The organism is Pseudoalteromonas sp. T1lg24 (assembly GCF_002964745.1).
Lineage (GTDB): Bacteria > Pseudomonadota > Gammaproteobacteria > Enterobacterales > Alteromonadaceae > Pseudoalteromonas > Pseudoalteromonas spongiae.
In genome coordinates this window covers 16,919-35,734 of sequence record NZ_PQCB01000016.1, presented here as the reverse complement: position 1 = coordinate 35,734, position 18,816 = coordinate 16,919, and the positions used below count along the sequence as shown (strand labels likewise).

14 protein-coding genes, 2 tRNA genes and 1 pseudogene are annotated in these 18,816 nt (G+C 40.5%); 9 read left to right on the top strand and 8 right to left on the bottom strand.

The features are described 5' to 3' along the window. Positions 1-114: 114 nt before the first annotated feature. Positions 115-717 (top strand): thiol peroxidase, encoded by a 603-nt coding sequence (tpx, locus tag C2M30_RS07510; protein ID WP_105171201.1) that lies wholly within the window; start codon positions 115-117, stop codon positions 715-717. Positions 718-774: 57 nt separating this feature from the next. On the opposite strand, the gene adk is transcribed toward tpx, so the two are convergent. Beyond that, positions 775-1,419 carry an adenylate kinase gene (gene adk / locus C2M30_RS07505; protein ID WP_010559844.1) on the bottom strand — a complete coding sequence of 215 codons (645 nt, stop codon included), beginning with the start codon at positions 1,417-1,419 and terminating at the stop codon, positions 775-777. A gap of 490 nt (positions 1,420-1,909) precedes the next feature. Here adk and C2M30_RS07500 point away from each other — a divergent pair. After that, a pseudogene (locus tag C2M30_RS07500) lies at positions 1,910-3,597 on the top strand (carbon starvation CstA family protein). Between the two features lie 64 nt (positions 3,598-3,661). On the opposite strand, the gene htpG reads toward C2M30_RS07500, so the two are convergent. Further along, positions 3,662-5,572, bottom strand: coding sequence for a molecular chaperone HtpG (htpG, locus tag C2M30_RS07495; RefSeq protein WP_010559842.1), 1,911 nt, complete (start codon positions 5,570-5,572; stop codon positions 3,662-3,664). 277 nt (positions 5,573-5,849) lie between these two features. Here htpG and C2M30_RS07490 point away from each other — a divergent pair, with 277 nt between their 5' ends. Both C2M30_RS07490 and recR read left to right on the top strand, forming a co-directional pair. Next, positions 5,850-6,971 carry a hypothetical protein gene (locus C2M30_RS07490; protein ID WP_158683345.1) on the top strand — a complete coding sequence of 374 codons (1,122 nt, stop codon included), beginning with the start codon at positions 5,850-5,852 and terminating at the stop codon, positions 6,969-6,971. A gap of 58 nt (positions 6,972-7,029) precedes the next feature. Then, positions 7,030-7,632 (top strand): recombination mediator RecR, encoded by a 603-nt coding sequence (gene recR, locus C2M30_RS07485; protein WP_105171199.1) that lies wholly within the window; start codon positions 7,030-7,032, stop codon positions 7,630-7,632. A 68-nt stretch (positions 7,633-7,700) separates the two neighbouring features. Here the strand turns inward: recR and C2M30_RS07480 are convergent, their stop codons facing one another. From C2M30_RS07480 to C2M30_RS07470, 3 genes are all read right to left on the bottom strand, one after another. Beyond that, a complete protein-coding gene (locus C2M30_RS07480) occupies positions 7,701-8,375 on the bottom strand; it encodes a hypothetical protein (RefSeq protein ID WP_105171198.1) in 675 nt (224 codons plus the stop codon). Beyond that, on the bottom strand, positions 8,368-8,703 hold the full coding sequence (locus C2M30_RS07475; RefSeq protein WP_234004701.1) for a PadR family transcriptional regulator: 336 nt from the start codon (positions 8,701-8,703) through the stop codon (positions 8,368-8,370). Before C2M30_RS07475 ends, C2M30_RS07480 begins: the two co-directional genes overlap by 8 nt. Positions 8,704-8,957: 254 nt before the next feature. Beyond that, positions 8,958-9,494, bottom strand: coding sequence for a hypothetical protein (locus C2M30_RS07470; protein WP_105171197.1), 537 nt, complete (start codon positions 9,492-9,494; stop codon positions 8,958-8,960). Between the two features lie 345 nt (positions 9,495-9,839). On the opposite strand from C2M30_RS07470, the gene C2M30_RS07465 reads away from it, so the two are divergent. The 3 genes from C2M30_RS07465 to C2M30_RS07455 all read left to right on the top strand — a co-directional run bounded on the left by C2M30_RS07465 (position 9,840) and on the right by C2M30_RS07455 (position 12,878). Further along, entirely contained in the window at positions 9,840-11,207 is a 1,368-nt protein-coding gene (locus tag C2M30_RS07465; RefSeq protein ID WP_105171196.1) for a HAMP domain-containing sensor histidine kinase, read from the top strand. Continuing rightward, positions 11,207-12,556 (top strand): sigma-54-dependent transcriptional regulator, encoded by a 1,350-nt coding sequence (locus C2M30_RS07460; protein ID WP_105171195.1) that lies wholly within the window; start codon positions 11,207-11,209, stop codon positions 12,554-12,556. Before C2M30_RS07465 ends, C2M30_RS07460 begins: the two co-directional genes overlap by 1 nt. A gap of 79 nt (positions 12,557-12,635) precedes the next feature. Next, a complete protein-coding gene (locus tag C2M30_RS07455) occupies positions 12,636-12,878 on the top strand; it encodes a hypothetical protein (RefSeq protein ID WP_054980438.1) in 243 nt (80 codons plus the stop codon). 55 nt (positions 12,879-12,933) lie between these two features. Here the strand turns inward: C2M30_RS07455 and C2M30_RS07450 are convergent, their stop codons facing one another. Genes C2M30_RS07450 through C2M30_RS07440 form a run of 3 tightly spaced genes read right to left on the bottom strand, consistent with a single transcriptional unit; the run spans position 12,934 to position 17,256 of the window. Next, on the bottom strand, positions 12,934-13,857 hold the full coding sequence (locus C2M30_RS07450) for a class I SAM-dependent methyltransferase (protein WP_105171194.1): 924 nt from the start codon (positions 13,855-13,857) through the stop codon (positions 12,934-12,936). Next, positions 13,850-15,865 carry an excinuclease ABC subunit UvrB gene (gene uvrB / locus C2M30_RS07445; RefSeq protein WP_105171193.1) on the bottom strand — a complete coding sequence of 672 codons (2,016 nt, stop codon included), beginning with the start codon at positions 15,863-15,865 and terminating at the stop codon, positions 13,850-13,852. Before uvrB ends, C2M30_RS07450 begins: the two co-directional genes overlap by 8 nt. 8 nt (positions 15,866-15,873) lie before the next feature. Then, positions 15,874-17,256, bottom strand: coding sequence for an MATE family efflux transporter (locus C2M30_RS07440; RefSeq protein WP_054980441.1), 1,383 nt, complete (start codon positions 17,254-17,256; stop codon positions 15,874-15,876). A 1,345-nt stretch (positions 17,257-18,601) separates the two neighbouring features. On the opposite strand from C2M30_RS07440, the gene C2M30_RS07435 reads away from it, so the two are divergent. Together C2M30_RS07435 and C2M30_RS07430 are read left to right on the top strand one after the other, a co-directional pair. Continuing rightward, positions 18,602-18,678 (top strand) — tRNA-Asn (locus tag C2M30_RS07435). A 20-nt stretch (positions 18,679-18,698) separates the two neighbouring features. Beyond that, positions 18,699-18,775: transfer RNA gene (locus C2M30_RS07430), tRNA-Asn, on the top strand. Positions 18,776-18,816: the final 41 nt, after the last annotated feature.

Here is an 18,816-nt window from a genome sequence, read left to right as displayed (position 1 = left end):
ACGTGTTGAACTGTTCGCTCAAAGCCGCTAACAGATAAGTATTATTATCACTTTATCAGTGTCTTACACGTGTGCTAAATTAACATTACTTATAGCAGAAACTGTGTTTTTATTATGTTAAAAAATTTAATGACGTTAACGGGTTTAATTAGCGCATCTCTTTTGTCTTTAAACCTAGCGGCAGCGCAATATCAATTACCTCTGAATCAAACTGATTCTGGTAAAATTTCAGCCAACAGTAAAATGCTTACATTACGTGGTAATGCGGTTGAGCTAGGACAACAAGCGCCCGATTTCAAAGCGGCAAACAATAAATTTGCACCTGTCTCTTTAAGCGACTTTGAAGGAAAAGCAGTACTTATTAGCACAGTACCAAGCCTAGACACCGGTGTGTGTAGCTTACAAACAAAACACTTCAATGATAAGTTTGCAGCGAATTACAGTGACGTGGTGATGCTTACTATCAGTATGGATTTACCATTTGCACAAAGCCGCTTTTGTAAGGCCGAAAACATTACCCAAATGAATACATTATCAGACGCGGTATGGCGTGAGTTTGCCCAAAACTATGGCTTGCTAATCCAAGATATGGGGTTATTAGCGCGCGGTGTGATCATCTTAGATAAAGACCACAAGATTGTTTACAAGCAGTTAGTGGCTAATTTAGCGAAAGAACCTGATTATGTCTCAGTAGAGTCAGCTCTTAAGAAGTTATAATTAACGTTCAGATATAAAAAAACCGCCGAGATGGCGGTTTTTTTAATTTATTGGGTATTAGCCCAGTAAATCTGCAAGTTGTGCACTTACTGCTTCAACTGCTTGTGTACCATCTAATTTGTGGTACTGCGTGTTACCTGCGTCTGCTTCAGCACGGTAGTAATCAACTAACGGCTTAGTTTGTTCGTGGTAAATTGCTAAACGCTTACGTACTGTTTCTTCTACGTCGTCATCACGAATAATTAAGTCTTCGCCTGTTACGTCGTCTTTACCCTCTGTTTTAGGTGGGTTGTAAACAACGTGATAAACACGACCAGAACCTGGGTGTACACGACGGCCGCCCATACGTTCAACAATGATTTCATCTGCAACGTCAAACTCAATACAGTGATCAACTGTAATGCCGTTTTCTTTCATTGCATCTGCTTGAGGAATTGTGCGAGGGAAACCATCTAATAGGAAACCGTTTTCACAGTCAGCTTTAGCAACACGCTCTTTTACTAGGCCAATGATAATTTCATCAGAAACAAGCTGACCTGCATCCATTACTTTTTTAGCTTCAAGACCAAGTGGTGTACCCTCTTTAATCGCAGCGCGTAACATATCGCCTGTCGAAATTTGTGGGATACCGTACTTATCCATTAAAAATTGTGCTTGCGTACCTTTACCTGCACCTGGCGCTCCTAAAAGAATAATGCGCATGACTTTTCCTCAAGATGTTTTTTAATTGGGGGAATTCTTTCACAGTGGCAGTTGATTCTCAATAGTGATTAGCCAAAAGTTTAACCTTTGTTTAACCAAGTAACTGCAAAGCCATTATTTCGCGTATTTTTGCTTAAGGGCTGGCGAGCTTTGTTTAGGGTCTGTTGACCTTTCAAGTTCGTTTTTGCAGCAGTTTAATTGGGTTTTATACAAGGCAGAGGCTGCGTGGCATAGTTATTCTATGTGAGTCAGCAGATAACACAGTAGAAAAGCCAATCAAGCGCTGCCGAACGGTTCTTTTGAGCGCACTTTTCTCATTGTTGCTCGATATTCGCTTAGATTGCTAATAATCAAGCTAAAAATATAAAGGAGCTTAAGTCAAAGCGAAATAAATAGCGCCGTGTTATGCCAAAGTCTCAGGCCAAACACTTGCTTTTACAACATGCTGCTTTAAGCTGGTTTAAATAATAATCAATTATAAGGAACACCTATGCAATCTGTCGTTATTGTACTGCTCGGCATTATCGGCATGCTGTTTGGCTGGTTTGTCTATTCTAAGTTTATTGCAAGTCGTATTTTCCAAATGGATGACAAGTACATTACCCCTGCTCATCAAATTAATGATGGCGTTGACTTTGTACCAACCAAAAAAGTAGTACTTTGGGGTCACCACTTTACCTCTGTTGCTGGTGCTGCACCGATTGTTGGTCCTGCCATTGCGGTTTATTGGGGCTGGGTACCCGCTGTTATTTGGGTAGTACTCGGGACTATTTTCTTTGCTGGTGTTCACGATATGGGCGCACTTTGGGCGAGCAGTCGCCACAAAGGCAAATCAATTGGTGCATTATCAGAAGAAGTTATCGGTAAACGCACCCGCGCTTTATTTATGATTGTGGTATTTTTAGTGCTGTTAATGGTTAACGCGGTATTTGGCGTGGTGATTGCCAACTCATTTGTTAGCCAACCAACTGCAGTATTGCCAGCCTGGGCTGCGATTGTGTTTGCCTTAATTATTGGTCAATTAATTCGCCGCAACTTTAACTTAGTGTTTTTGTGTTTGTTGGGAGTAGTCGCCCTTTACTTAACCGTGTATGCAGGTAGCGAAATGCCATTGGCACTGCCAAAAGAAATGTTCGGGTTAAGTGACAAAGCTAACTGGATAATCATTCTATTTATTTATGCTGCGGTTGCGTCATTATTACCTGTGTGGGTGCTGCTACAACCTCGTGACTTTATTAATGGTGTTCAATTATTGGTGGGGTTAGTGTTACTTTACGGCGCCGTATTTATGTTTATGCCTGACATTACCGCACCTGCCTTTAATAGCGAAGTTGCAGATTCTACGCCCAGTATTATCCCACTATTATTCGTTACGATTGCCTGTGGTGCGGTATCTGGTTTCCACGGTATTGTGTCGAGCGGCACCAGTTCTAAACAATTAGATAAAGATACCGATGCACGGTTCGTTGGTTATTTAGGTGCGGTTGGTGAAGGTTCGCTTGCCCTTATTACCATTGTTGCTGTCAGTGGTGTGACACTCGCAATGAGCCCGCAGGGTGGCACGAAGTGTATAGCCATCTCGGTGCTGGCAGTGTTGGCGCATTTATTCAAGGTGGCTCAAACCTAATTTTCCAAGGTTGGGGCATTCCATCTGAACTCGCGTCTACCTTACTTGCAGTAATGGTGGTGTTATTTGCCGGTACCACAATGGACTCGGGCGTCAGGTTACAACGCTATATCATTCAAGAATGGGGTGAAATTTACCAAATCAGTGCGTTTAAAAATGGCATTATTGCAACCTTAGTGGCGGTTGCCTGTTGTTTACTATTGGCCTTTGGCGCAGGTGGCTCCTCAGGTTCAGGTGGCATGATCATTTGGCCATTATTCGGCTCAACTAACCAAATCCTTGCCAGTTTAACACTGTTAGTTATTTCTGTGATGTTAATAAAGATGGGGCGACCTGCTCGTTACACATTAGTGCCCATGCTATTTGTGCTAGTGATGGCATTTTTCGCCGGCATACTTAAACTGCAAGAATACTACAGTGCGGGTAATTGGTTATTAGTTACCTTAGATATTATTGTGTTAGTCGTGTGTGTTTTAGTAATGCTCGAAGCGTGGACAGTTATCAAAGCGCAAAAGCAGCAGTTAGCGCCAACGACCGAAGAAAATGACTAATTTAACGACTAAACACTTACAATAAAAAAGGGCGCTAAACGCCCTTTTCTTTTAACCCGATTGGTTACTTGCTTAAATCTAACATGAGTTTGTTTAAGCGAGATACAAAGCCTGCAGGGTCTTTCAAGCTGCCACGCTCTGCTAGTAATGCTTGGTCAAGCAGTACATCAGCCCATTGTGCAAAGTTGTCTTCATCTTGCACATCATTTAAGTGCTTAACAAGTTGATGCTCTGGGTTTAACTCAAACACTGGCTTAGTTTCAGGTGCTTGTTGACCAATTTGCTCCATTAGCTTTTGCATTTGCGAGCTCATGTCGTGTTCATCGGCAACCACACAGGCTGGCGAGTCTGTTAAACGGTGAGTAAAGCGCACTTCTTTCACTTTATCACCCAGCGCTGTTTTAACACGCTCAATTAAGCCTTCGACTTCTTTTTCAGACGCTTCTTGCTCTTTCTTGCTCTCTTCGTCATCCAGATCACCAAGGTCTAAATCACCACGGGTGATTGATGCAAGCTGTTTACCGTCAAATTCCGTCAGATGACTCATCATCCATTCATCAACACGGTCTGAAAGCAATAGCACTTCAATGCCTTTCTTACGGAAGATCTCAAGGTGTGGAGAACTTTTCGCTGCTTGGAAGCTATCAGCCACAACATAATAAATCTTATCTTGACCTTCTTTCATGCGTGCAATGTATTGTTCAAGCGATACATTTTGTGTCTCAAGATCAGAATCTGTAGAAGCAAAGCGTAGTAACTTAGCAATGGCTTCTTTGTTCGCCATATCTTCAGCTGGACCTTCTTTAATCACTTGGCCAAACTCATTCCAGAATGTTTGGTATTCTTCTGGCTTGTTTTTACCCATGCGATCAAGCATCTTAAGCACACGCGATGTACAGCCTTTACGAATTGCTTGCGTTACTTTGTTATCTTGTAAAATTTCACGCGACACATTAAGTGGAAGGTCATTTGAATCTAGTAAGCCTTTAACAAAGCGTAAGTAGTTAGGCATAAACTGCTCAGCATCATCCATAATGAATACGCGTTGCACATACAGTTTTAAACCGTGTTGACGTTCGCGATTCCACATATCAAATGGCGCTTTTTTAGGAATATAAAGTAGGCTTGTGTACTCTGTTTTACCTTCTACTTTATTGTGAGCCCATGTTAGTGGCTCTTCCCAATCGTGACCAACGTGCTTATAGAATTCTTTGTATTCTTCATCAGAAATTTCTGATTTATCACGTGTCCAAAGCGCTGTTGCTTTGTTAATTGCTTGCCACTCACCTGGCGTTGCTGGAATTTTCTCGCCATCAGGACCTTCTGACTCTTCCGTTGGCGCTTGATACATTTCCACTGGAATTGATACGTGATCTGAGTATTTAGTTACGATTGAACGTAAACGGAACTCTTCTAAAAATTCTTTTTCATCGTCACGTAAGTGCAGAATAATTTCAGTACCACGCTCGGCTTTTTCAATATCCGCTAGCGTGTATTCGCCTTCACCTTGTGAATGCCATTCAGTTGCTTGCGCTTCACCCGCTTTACGAGTGCGCACTGTCACACTATCAGCAACGATAAACGCTGAATAAAAACCCACACCAAACTGACCAATTAGTTGTGAATCACGTGCTTGGTCGCCCGTTAAGTTTTGGAAAAATTCAGCCGTGCCTGATTTTGCGATAGTACCAAGTGAACTAATCACTTCTTCGCGACTCATACCAATACCGTTATCTGAAATAGTTACGGTGTTTGCATCTTTGTCAGCGCTAATACGAACGCGTAACTCGCCATTACCTTCGTAAAGGTCGTTATTCTCTAGTGCGAGAAAGCGCAGTTTATCTGCTGCGTCGGATGCGTTTGAAACAAGTTCACGTAGAAAAATCTCTTTATTTGAATAAAGAGAGTGGATCATAAGCTGTAGAAGTTGCTTTACTTCGGTTTGAAAACCAAATGTTTCTTTTTGGGCAGACATTGAAAACTCCGTCAAAATCTTAGGTTTTTGCTATATTGCAATTTGATATAGGGTTGAGTTTTGAGATTTCAAGAGCAAACGTTCAAATCCGAAATAGTTGCCGAAATTAAGCGCAATCAGATTTACGCTTGTTTTAAATATTCCCCGTAAACGATACAATCACCGACTAAGCTGTATTGAGTTAATAACAACAATGACAATCGCAATTCGTACTCTGATTTTTATACTAATTATTTGTTGCACAGCCTTCGTTTATTCAGCGATCCATAATCGCAATGTGCAATTAAATCACTTTGATTTTCTCTCAAGTCATCAAATTTTATCGCTGGAAGAAAAACCTGCGCTCAACGATTGGTATTTTTTTGCTTATCCATTTAACAATTACCGCTATGGGCTATCAAACAAGGAAAAAGTTGATGGTAAATCAAGCGTATTTCTAATTAATAAACTGCCTAGTAAAGAGGGTATTGCAACCATTAAACAAACGATCGATGCAAAGCCGTATGAAAATAAAAGAATTGAGTTATCAGGTTACGTGAAAGCCAGTAATTTAGATGGTGAAGCCTTACTGCGACTTTATTTAATTGATAATGAAGACAGCATTACTCGTCGTGCTGAAGCGAAGTTTATTGGCACTAACAGCGACCTTGAGTGGCAACGTTTTTCAGTAGTTGCAGATATTACACCCGACATATCGGCATTATTATACTCTGGTGTCCTTCAAGGCTCAGGGCAAGTGTGGTTCGATAAATTTCAAATTAGCGAAGCGCCAAATGATGCAAAAGATACGAGCACCCCTTTTGGTTATGTTAGGCCAAAAGATGATGCCCCAAGCAAAGAACGCACAAAATATTTAAATATTGTTGGATACAACACAACGCCATTTGGTGAATTTACCCTAGGGTCTCAATCTATTGATCTATCAACCTGGAAGATCAGTGACGAACTCAATGGCGAATACCAAGCACGAAATGATGGCGACACCCTATTGCTCGAAAGTGTAATTGATAACCCTGACTTTGGTGTGCTGTTAAAACGATTTAACTTCAATGCGCCACGTGCCAAAAAAGAAAACGTCACCGGAATAACGTTTCGCGCACAAATCAAACACCAATTTGTAAAGTCAATGGCAAGTATTTGGATGCGCATCGAGGACAAAGACAATAATTCCCTAGCATTTGATAACTTACGTTATACAAGTAGCGGTGGAACAAGAGACTGGCGCGACGTTGAGGTAACACTGCCCATTACAGATGAAGCCACCATAGTGTCGTTTGGTGCCTTACTTATTAGTAAAGGTAAGCTTTGGCTACGTAATCCACACATTGAATATACCTACGAGCCTATCGCACACAATACACAGTTATTAGCAAAGCCAAGTAATCTCAGCTTTGAATAATTGGCTCATTTAGTAACTTAGTGTATGTTATAGCAAAATTGGAAAACTCAAACTCCTTATGAAATTAACATCAGGCGTAAGCCAACTTGTTGAAGCCTTGCGCTGCTTGCCTGGCATCGGCCCAAAATCAGCGCAACGTATTGCATTTCACCTGTTAGAACATGATCGCGATGGCGGTCGTCAATTAGGTCAAAGTTTAACGTTTGCAATGGAAAACGTTGGCCATTGTAAAACTTGCCGAACTTTTTGCGAAACCGATCAATGTGATATTTGCTTAAGTACAAAACGCCAAGATTCAGGTCTGTTATGTGTCGTTGAATCACCAACGGATATTCTAGCGATTGAGCAAACGGGGCAATTTCAAGGCCGTTACTTTGTTTTAATGGGTCACTTATCGCCACTTGACGGCATCGGACCAATTGAACTTGGTCTGGATGTGTTTGAGCAACAACTAAAGTCGGGCACCATTGAAGAAGTTATCTTAGCGACAAACCCAACGGTAGAAGGTGAGACAACGGCGCATTATATTGCCGATATGTGTGCTAAAAATAACATTAGTGCATCACGTATTGCCCATGGCGTACCGGTTGGTGGTGAACTTGATTTAGTGGACGGTATGACACTCTCCCATGCATTTTCAGGCAGAAAGAAAGTCAATTAGCCTGAACAAAATAAATACAAAAAAGCCCGCAATGCGGGCTTTTTTGTTTTAACTTTGGCGTAAAATTTTTAGTTTAGTAACTTAGATTCAATACGTTGCGCTGCAACATAACAAATTAGTTTAACAATAGCGCCGTAGTAAAACGTCAAAATTGATACCGCAAATGCGGGCCCAATTACACTGCTAAACTCTTGTGCACTAATATTTGATGCCATTGCTACCCAACCAATCAAGGTCGTAATGCCGCCACACCACAAAGCAGAATTTCCTAATACCGAAAAAACACGCTTTGATTGCACGAGTTCTCGCTCACTAAAGCTTCTTTCATCACTTACCACGCAACCGAATGCAAAGGTAAACTCTTGCCAAGACGTAGCAGCAATAGCAAAAAAGATAGCTGGAGGAAACACCAACATTGCTGATGGCACATCAATAAACGCGGTTACATCCGCACCCATAACCATGCCAAATAGCATCATCGACATAAACACAATTAGACTTAAAATAAACATGATTAACCCTCTTTGAGTTGTTGGCATAAAACGGTAGGCTAGATTAAACGTTTGCTGCCAATACCAATATTGAATCGCAATCGGCGCGAAGCCTTGTTGTTGTTTTAAATAATACGTTTCTTCTAAATCGCCAATTACCGCATCGCGTATTGACGCAGGTAAGCACCAGCTCAGCAGTTTATTAGCTAGCACCATTTCGTGTTTGTTTTTAAGCGGAGATGAACTATGCATAACGTGCTAACTTACTTAACTGCACACCTTGCCATAAGGTATCAAGTGCATTTTTAGCACGATTAAGCGCCTGCTTTCCTTGACCGGTTACAGCATAAAATTTCTTTGCTCTACCACCTCGTTCAGCAATCGCTTCTCCTTGCGAACTTGTTAACAAACCTTTTTTTTCAAGGCGTTCCAAAGTGGTATACAAGGCCCCTACACTCACATCGCGATCAATTGCTTCAATTAGCATGTCGCGAATAGACACCCCGTATGCATTGTCATTGAGTTTTAAAATGGCAAGCATCACCATTTGTTCAAACTCACCTAGAAACTTCTCTTTCATTGCTATTTAAATATATTATTTTTATCACAATGTAGAATAAATAATTCAACCCGTCCAATTAATCCTACAATGTAGTATTAATATACGAATAAAGCGTGAGATAAGATAACCCGCATTAAACGTAGTGAGTACACTAAACACCCCGAGTCTAGTTTGAATAGCACTAACAAATTCAATGACTTATGGAAAATTTAACGCAAATAATAAAGCCAAGCGTGGTTTTAACAGCCTGGCTTCGCTTGATGTATATTTTGTTATTTTTGACTTAGTATATTTTGCAACTCAACAATTTGGGTTGGTGTTAAATCGACCGTGTTCAAAAGGTGTTTTAACGCATGAAAAGGTCCATCCGACTCATCGCCTTCAAATTTAAACTTAAATACTTGAGCCTGCTTTTCACCGTCACTCAAAACAAATACATTGCTACCGCTTTGTGACGACCAAGCTTCATCGGCGTGTATTTCGATATGCTTTTCAATATCGCCCTCACCACTTTTAAATGCAAATACCTTCAATCCTTCATCATGTTCAACCTCAAGGTTACGTAATAACTCTCGCACCTTTTCTTGTTTTTCAGATGGTAAACCCGCAACTGCATCTTCAATTTGCTGCTCACTCGGCTTGCCATCGAACTGTATCTTAATCGGCGTTGTTGCCCCATCACTTATCAGTTCAATATCGGTTTTGTATTCAATAACTTTTACTTTTTTCTCTGTATCACCCGCCACCGCTGTAGTACATGCAAGTGCTAATGCCGCTAATGGTAAAAAACGTGTTTTTTTAAGTAACATGGTTAATTCCTTGTTTAATTGGTTTTGTTGTTAACTCTGTTTGTTGCTAAGGAATTTTCATGCCAAAAGCATAATCGACTGATTTAAAATGATTTTTCTATTTTTTGATAATTTTAACGAAATTGAGTTTACCTATATGCGGGTCGCATATCCTGATATCAGGAATTACAGTACAAAAACGGTGAGCACTCTTTTAATGCTTAATTACATTTGAGTAGTAACTATATAACTTTCAATGTGTTGTATAGTTATTCTTAATTTAGGCATTAGCTGATAATCTGGTACAAAGTTTGAATTAAGATATGACCACGTGTTATTTACATTCGATAAAAAAGGAAGCCTTCTTTGAGTATCAGAAAACTGTTAATTATTACTTTAGTTGTGTTGTTTGCCAGCGTCGCATTAATTCAAACGGCACTCACTATGTATTTTAAGCAGCAAATCGAAAGTGAGATTTTAAGTAAAAGTGAAGTATTAACAGAAAAAATATTAGCCTCGACCAAAGATAAGGTTCGTAAAAAGCTAATCGAAATTGCCCCAAAAAGTGGGGATAACAGCGATATGAAATTTGAATTTCATATCGCTGCAGAATCCGATAGCGATGCTCATGCAGCATCTAACGCGCACGAAAACAGTGCCACGGTTGTAAAACGCCATGTGGTAATTGATAAAGATAACGAACGCAGTATTGAAATTATTAGTCAGAATGCAGAGCAGATTGAAGCGGTGTTTATGGCGGTAGACGACTTAGACAATATGCAAGTACATCGTCAAATTAGTACCGAATACCTTACCGACAGTGCGAGCTTTGAACGCTTTACGCAGTCAATTCTTTGGAGTATCGCTATTTCCTCTGCTCTTGCATTGCTACTGGCACTTTGGCTTACCAACAAAATCACGCGGCCAATTAATCAGCTAGTGCAAGCGATGGATGAGCTAGATAACGATAAACTCGGAATTCAAATTCCTGCTAAAGGTGTAACCGAACTTAAGCGTTGTGCACAGCAGTTTAATTCAATGAGCAGCAAACTGGCCGAATTCGCTAAAGTACAGCACCAAATAGAACAGAAAAAACACTTAGCGCAGCTCGGTGAATTAAGTCGCGGTATTGCCCATGCACTTCGTAACCCTGTTCACACCCTAAACTTAACCATAGACCAATATTTTAAAGCCCCTGAAACAGAGCGCACTAAGCTAGAACAAATTGCGCATACTAAAATCGAGCATATTGATAAAAATATTAATGCACTTTTAACCCTCTCCAAAGATAAAGTCGACAGAAGCACTGAGGTACCGCTTGCTGCCGTACTAACGGATATAAAGCTCGAACTATTATCAGAAAATACACCCATTAACATCAATTGCGATAACAGTATTAAACTCGTTGGCCTCGAAACCGAAGTACGCAGTATTTTACACACGCTTATCGTCAATGGTATTGAATCAGGCGGCGAAAACAACGTTATTGATATTGATGTAAATACACATGAAAAAACGGTAAACGTTGATATTAATGACAAAGGTAAAGGTGTAAATTCAGCTATTAAAGCGCAATTATTCCAACCGCATGTAAGCGACAAGCCAGATGGTGCCGGCATCGGCCTTTACCTCGCTAAACAGGTTATCAATTTGTATTACGCGGGCGATATTCAACTTATTAACACCAGTCAAAATGGTAGTCACTTTCGCGCAATGTTTAAAAGAGAAGTTTAATGGATAACGTACATATTCTATTAGTTGAGGACGATGCTGCTCAAAATGAGTTAATCGCTGCAATGCTAAGTGCTGAGGGGTTTACCGTCACAGCAACATTTAGCGTGGAAGAAGCAATTGTGGCACTTAAAGCAGATAATCGCATTAGCTTAATTTTTAGCGATTGGAAATTGGGCCAATTAAGCGGGCTTGAATTATTAGAGTTTACGCGAAAAAACAACTTCCCTGTGGGTATAGTTATTGCCACAGCTTATGGCTCAATTGATCATGCAGCCCTTGCCATAGAAAAAGGCGCGGATGACTATTTAGCAAAGCCATTTCAACGGCAAGAGCTATTACTTGCACTCGCCAAAGCAAATAAAGCAAATCAGTTACGTTTAACCAACCAAACGCTTAACAATCAACTGAGTCAACAAGACAGTATGGTCGATTTGATTGGTAGCGCCCCATGTATGCAAAAGGTTTTTCAACGTATTGAAAAAGTGGCTTCCACTAACGCAACCGTTTTAATTAGTGGAGAAAGCGGAACCGGAAAAGAGCTTGCTGCCCGTGCACTTCATAAAATTTCACCGCGCAAAAATAGCCCATTTATTGCGATTAACTGTGGCGCAATTCCTGAATCCATTGCCGAAGCTGAATTATTTGGCGCCAAAAAAGGGGCATTTACTGGTGCTAATCAAGATAAACTCGGCAAATTTGCCGCGGCCGACGGCGGTACGTTATTTTTAGATGAAGTGGCGGAGCTTAGCCCGCAATTACAAACTAAATTACTGCGCTTTTTACAAGAAGGGGTGATCACTCCGTTAGGCTGTCACCAAGAAGTGGCGCTTGATGTGCGTGTGATTGCAGCAAGCCATAAACAATTGTTGGCGCAAGTTGAAGAAGGCCTGTTTCGTGAAGATTTGTATTATCGCTTAAACGTTGTGCCTATTCATATGCCAGCGCTGCGTGAGCGAAGTGAAGACATCGGCAAACTTATTCATTACTTCAAAGACAAATTTAGCCAGCAATATGGTGGAAATATTGAACCATTAAGTGCGCACACACTAAAACAACTATTAAGCTACCCGTGGCCTGGTAATGTTAGGCAGCTATCAAATTGCATTGAGCGCTACGCCCTACTTGGCGATGAAGACGAACTATTAGAGAGCCTTACACACGAAAACGGGCAACTCCAGCAAGGCGATCAATATATTTTGCCAAGTGAGGGAATAGATTGGCATCAGTTTGAACGCGATATTTTATTACAGTCGCTTAAACGCTGTGAAAATAATAAAACTGCAGCCGCAAAATTATTAGGGCTAAGTTACAAAGCCTTTTTATATCGACTCGAAAAACACCAAATTTGACCGCTTATCATTAAATTTCACATTGTGTATGTTTTTGCATTAAGCTAAAGCCACATTTACTCGAAGGTTAGGAGCGACAATGAGTGGCACAACGATGATTGTAATGATCGTATTTGTCTCAGTAGGTTTTGGCGTATTGGCAGATATGTACAACAAGCACATTAAATTTAAAGAGAAGACGTTAAAACACAATCAAGCAAGTGATGCACAAACAGAAGATTTAAAACAACAAATCACCAAGCTAACTGAACGTGTTCAAGTACTCGAAAAAATTGTAACGGACGATGGCTACCAAGTAGCGAAAGAAATCAATAAGTTATAAAAAAAGCGCTAAGTGTTTTACTTAGCGCTTTTTTGTTTTGCATCGGTTACTTATTTTACGCTAGACGATAAACCAGCGCCTTTAAATTTGCACCTTCTGGCTCTTCAAAACGCGGAGCTGCTGGTAGTCTTTCAACAAAGCTCAGTCGCCCTTCGGTGGCATCACTTATCATCTCGATAAACAGGTTTTCTGATACATCAGGGCTGTTAGCACATAACAATAGCTGCGTATTGCTGTGGCATAAATCCGGCAAACGACGTAAGATTTTTTGATAATCTTTGGTTAGTACGAAACTGCCTTTTTGAAAACTCGGCGGATCAACCACAATTAAATCAAACGGCGCGGCCTTTTTTAATTTACCAAATGACTTCAAAATATCGTGAGGTAAATAACTAATATTTTCCGCCACGTTATTTAATCGATGATTATCAGCCCCCGTACGCAACACTGATTTATTCATATCCATATTGATAACTTGTTGAGCGCCACCTAATTTAGCGACAACCGAAAACGCACAGGTATATGAAAACAAGTTAAGTACTTTTGCATCGTGACTATTATTTTTAACAAACGCCCTGCCCTCACGCATATCAGGAAAAATACCCGTATTTTGCGTTTTGGTTAGTTGTACCCAATATTTGGCGCCAAGTTCAGCAACTTCAAATCGGTCTTGCACCTCACCAAACGGCACAGACACTTGCGTATCACGTCCGGCACGATACTGAAACACAAGCCCTTTTGCGTTAAATCCGCCAGTTTGCTGCGCTTGCCAAACGGCTTCTGTTAGTGCGTTTTGCGTTGTTTCATCAATTGCGTTGTAGCACGCAAGAAATAAATACGGCGGGTACCAATCTAAATTGATGAAATTAGTTTCACCTTGGCTATCACCACGGCCATGATAAACACGGCACACTTCATCATTAAACGGTGCGCCTTTGGCAATAGCGCTTAGTAAATTGGTTAAATCGATATTAGGCATTTATTAATTCTTGATGTAATTGTTGAATTTGATCGCGTACGCTTGCTGCCTTTTCAAACTCAAGGTCTCTGGCAAACGTCAACATTTCAGATTCAAGCTGTTTAATTTTCTTGTTAATTTCATCGGCTGATAAAATTTCAGCGGTCGCTTTACTAACCGTTCTCTTGCTTGCTTTAGGCGCATCATCAACTTGCTCACCCACGTCCATAATGTCGGTGATTTTCTTATTCAGGGCTTGTGGCGTAATGCCGTTATCTAAATTGTATTGGTGCTGAATACTGCGTCTACGTTCGGTTTCGTCAATCGCGCGCTTCATCGAATCTGTTATGCGATCCGCATATAAAATTGCACGACCGTTAATGTGACGGGCAGCACGACCGATGGTCTGGATAAGCGATCGGGTTGAACGCAAGAAACCTTCTTTGTCAGCATCTAAAATCGCCACCAAAGACACTTCTGGCATATCTAACCCTTCACGAAGCAAGTTAATTCCGACCAGCACATCGAATACGCCTGCACGTAAATCACGAATAATTTCAACGCGTTCAACGGTATCTATATCAGAGTGTAGGTAACGCACTTTTACATCGTGATCATTTAAATAATCAGATAAATCCTCAGCCATGCGTTTGGTTAATGTGGTAACTAATACACGCTCGTTTAGCTCAACACGCTTATAGATTTCAGACAATAAATCATCCACTTGCGTTCCGACTGGGCGAATTTCAAGTTCAGGATCTAATAGGCCAGTTGGACGAATAACCTGCTCGGCTACTTCATTATTGGAGCGCTCTAATTCATAATCCCCAGGCGTTGCCGAGACATAAATCGTTTGCGGCGAAATCGCTTCGAATTCTTCAAACTTTAACGGACGATTATCGAGTGCCGATGGTAAACGAAAGCCATATTCCACAAGGTTTTCTTTACGACTGCGATCGCCACGATACATTGCGCCTACTTGCGATACAGTTACATGTGATTCATCAATAATCATTAAGGCTTCATCAGGCAAGTAATCAAGCAATGTCGGTGGCGGCTCGCCAGGTGCTCGACCCGATAAATAACGTGAGTAGTTTTCAATACCCGAGCAATACCCCAGCTCGCTCATCATTTCAATATCGTATTGGGTGCGCTGTGCAACGCGTTGCTCTTCAACTAAACGGTTATTATCAAGTAACTGTTTACGACGAATTTTCAACTCTTCTTTAATGTTGTCTATTGCCGCTAAAATCTTTTCACGCGGCGTTACATAGTGGGTTTTCGGGTAAATCGTGGCGCGAATAATATGCCGTTCCACCGCGCCTGTAAGTGGATCAAAAATACTTAAGCGGTCAACTTCGTCGTCAAACATTTCAACGCGAATAGCCATGGTTTCAGATTCAGCAGGGAAAATATCAATTACTTCACCGCGCACACGATATGTACCACGTTGAAAATCAATGTCATTGCGGGTGTATTGCAGTTCAGCAAGTCGGCGCAGTAAATCGCGCTGATCTATGGTGTCACCTTGTTTTATCAGTAACATCATCTTTAAATAAGAGTCAGGATCGCCCAAACCGTAAATAGCCGAAACTGATGCAACAATAATAACGTCTTGTCGCTCAAGCAACGCTTTGGTCGCAGATAAACGCATTTGTTCGATGTGGTCGTTTATTGAAGCGTCTTTCTCTATAAAGGTATCACTTGCAACGACGTACGCTTCTGGCTGGTAATAGTCGTAGTAAGAAACAAAGTACTCCACGGCATTCTCAGGAAAGAATTCTTTCATCTCACCGTATAGCTGAGCTGCTAGGGTTTTGTTATGCGCCAAAATAATAGTCGGGCGATTTAGCTCTGCAATAACGTTAGCCATGGTAAAGGTTTTACCTGTACCGGTAGCACCCAGTAAGGTTTGGTGGGCCAATCCTGCTTCGAGTCCATCAACTAGTTGCGCGATGGCAGTTGGTTGATCGCCATTGGGTTTAAAGGGCGATACCAATTTGAAATCTGAAACATCTTCTTTACTCATATTTCCCTCTAAACAGTGTGTGGCACAATACTATTATGGCATTTGGTTAACTGCTTTTTAAACCATGTGTATGAAACACATGCTGTGAATAAGTTACCCACTAACGCACCAATAAATAGCCCTTGTAAGTCGCCGATTAAACTACCGACATAGGCAAATGGCAAATAAAACACAAATAAGCGTACAATACTAAGTACCAGCGCGTGCATTGGCTTGTGTAATGCGTTTAATGATGAATTAGTTAAAATTATAATACCCTGCAAACCGTAGCCTAACGGTAAAATGTAGATAAACAGTTTTATCACATCGATAACACTTTGCTCTTCAGCAAATATATGGCTTATCACACCACTTAACGCGATAAGCACTAGGTAAATAACGAACTGCCATATAAGTACAAACTTCAGGCTCGCCATATAAGCTGCCTCAACACGGTCGTAACGATTTGCACCGAAATTTTGGCTAATAAAAGGTGGTAGTGTCATAGAAAGTGCTAACACCACAATACTGGCGATTGATTCGATACGACTTCCCACACCAAATGCCGCCACCGCATGCGCGCCATAGCTGGCGACAATCGCAGTCATTATTGCCATTGCTATCGGCGTTAGCATATTTGCACTGGCTGCGGGTACGCCAATTTTTAGCATTTTTACCGTTGCGGTCATTACACTTTGCTGGCACTTTTCCCAAGCCACAAGTTTGCGCTTAATAATCAGCAGATAAAGAATAAAGGCAACACCAAATGACCAGGCAATCACACTCGCAATCGCAGCACCTTTAATGCCCATGGCAGGCACTGGTCCAAAACCAAAAATTAAAATAGGGTCCAAGATTGCGTTTATCACCCCCGCCCCGCCCATAATAATGCTGGGTGTTTTAGTATCGCCGCTAGCACGCAAAACGGCGTTACCAATCATTGGGGTAATAAGTAGCGCGCTGCCGATAAACCAAACCGTCATATAATCACGAATATAAACCAGCAGTTCTGGTGTCGCGCCAAGTAATGTAAAAATCGGTGTGATCAGTAAATAGCCAATAAATGACGTCACCACAACTAACAATGCAGACACGATTAATGCGACTGCACCATCGAAACGCGCTTCAGCGTGATTATTTGCACCAAGTGCTTTAGCAATTATTGCCGATGTGGCGATACTGAGGCCTATTGCAAGGCTGATAACCGTAAATGTAACCGGAAAGGTAAAACTAATTGCAGCAAGTTGTTCTGTGCCCAACATACTGACAAAAAAAGTATCGACAATATTAAACAACATTAAGGTGATCATGCCGAAAATCATTGGCACGGTCATTTTAACAAGTGTTTTTTCAATCGGCGCTTCGAGAAGCGATGCGGCGCTATTTGCTGATTGCGATTTAGACTGTTGCATGAGGACCCTTATATAAGCACCGCAACATTCTAATGAAATGAGCGCGTTGATACCATCGCAAATTAACTTTTTACAAACCCGCCCAACCAATGTAAACAAAAAGTAAACCAAAAGAATTTTACATTTACATTTGATTTATATAAATACACTGATATTCCGATAGATACTCAGTTAGTAACAGCTAACAACCACTACTCCGACTAGTTTTTACACAACAACTTGCGCAATAAATATACCGAGATTACATTTCGAACAATTTTCAACCAAAAACCATCAAATAAATTAAGCCATTGAATTTATTAATAAATATTTTTTATTTGAAAACTATTGCATTTCTCTTACAACCGATAAATAAAGGGCTTGGTTATGTTCTCAAAGATTCATAAACAGAGTTATCCACAGATTTAGTGGATAACTAAATGTAGCCCTTTATTAATCAGCGATTACAAAAATAAATATGTCATAGAGTGCGCTAATATCAGTATCAAAAAAATTGCCAAGAAAAATATTGATACTTTTTCACTAGTGATTAATTCATTAATCGTTAGGTAAATTAAAATACTTATTATTAGAACCGATCGCGCGTTTTATTTGCTCTTAGCTCTTAGCTCTTAGCTCTTAGCTCTTATATAAGTATAAAGCGATTTACAATCGAGTATGTCTTTTTATTAGTGTCTTATAAGCGAAACACATACGTTATAAGTTCCCAATCACACTTATCGTTATACTAGGCATAACGTATTGTTTTTTAGCATTACACGTTTTCACTAGTTTAATTGTTCTGCTCTAAATCCTAAATACCATGAGTATTCGTGCCTCTTTGCTTCTTTATAAACTCGAGTTTGGGATATAGCGCCACAGTTTTACATTAGCCTGTCAGTTCAGTGAAGCAAATAAGTCACAAAGTATTCATAAATGTCCGCTTTAGCATTTAAATCTAAAAGCACAATTAGAAGTATGTGAACTTAAGTCTGCGCTCTATTGTGAATTCGACTCAGTAATAAATAGCTTTTAAATATTTACTGGTAATCGTTAATTACTTAAATGTGTTAAAAGTAAAAACCAAGTTCAGTGTTTATATCATCCGTAAGCACAATTTTAAGGCAAAAAATGAATAGCAAGGTGGCGAGTGTCTAATTTTTTAACTTTAGATACTTCATTTTGATATGTAATTTCCATTATTTTTAAAACACTAATGAACAAATAACACACGAAAGCAGTTAAAAAACTAGCAAGTTGCACAACAAATATGCATTCAAACCACTTTTTTAACTTTCTTAATTAATAGTTGTTGACACTTCCCCATGCTGTCATTAATATTTCGCCCCGTTGAGAACAACGCCATTCCCCCTTAGCTCAGTTGGTTAGAGCGACGGACTGTTAATCCGCAGGTCCCCCGTTCGAGTCGGGGAGGGGGAGCCAAGTTCTTAGCATTTAACGATTCCCCCTTAGCTCAGTTGGTTAGAGCGACGGACTGTTAATCCGCAGGTCCCCCGTTCGAGTCGGGGAGGGGGAGCCAATCGTTAATCTACTTTAAGTATGCTTGTTCCCCCTTAGCTC

Coding starts and splice junctions, on each gene's coding strand:
- recR (WP_105171199.1), top strand. CDS start 7,030: ATGAAATTAACATCAGGCGTAAGCCAACTTGTTGAAGCCTTGCGCTGC.
- C2M30_RS07475 (WP_234004701.1), bottom strand. CDS start 8,703: ATGAAAGAGAAGTTTCTAGGTGAGTTTGAACAAATGGTGATGCTTGCC.
- htpG (WP_010559842.1), bottom strand. CDS start 5,572: ATGTCTGCCCAAAAAGAAACATTTGGTTTTCAAACCGAAGTAAAGCAA.
- C2M30_RS07480 (WP_105171198.1), bottom strand. CDS start 8,375: ATGCATAGTTCATCTCCGCTTAAAAACAAACACGAAATGGTGCTAGCT.
- adk (WP_010559844.1), bottom strand. CDS start 1,419: ATGCGCATTATTCTTTTAGGAGCGCCAGGTGCAGGTAAAGGTACGCAA.
- C2M30_RS07460 (WP_105171195.1), top strand. CDS start 11,207: ATGGATAACGTACATATTCTATTAGTTGAGGACGATGCTGCTCAAAAT.
- C2M30_RS07450 (WP_105171194.1), bottom strand. CDS start 13,857: ATGCCTAATATCGATTTAACCAATTTACTAAGCGCTATTGCCAAAGGC.
- C2M30_RS07470 (WP_105171197.1), bottom strand. CDS start 9,494: ATGTTACTTAAAAAAACACGTTTTTTACCATTAGCGGCATTAGCACTT.
- tpx (WP_105171201.1), top strand. CDS start 115: ATGTTAAAAAATTTAATGACGTTAACGGGTTTAATTAGCGCATCTCTT.
- C2M30_RS07440 (WP_054980441.1), bottom strand. CDS start 17,256: ATGCAACAGTCTAAATCGCAATCAGCAAATAGCGCCGCATCGCTTCTC.
- uvrB (WP_105171193.1), bottom strand. CDS start 15,865: ATGAGTAAAGAAGATGTTTCAGATTTCAAATTGGTATCGCCCTTTAAA.
- C2M30_RS07455 (WP_054980438.1), top strand. CDS start 12,636: ATGAGTGGCACAACGATGATTGTAATGATCGTATTTGTCTCAGTAGGT.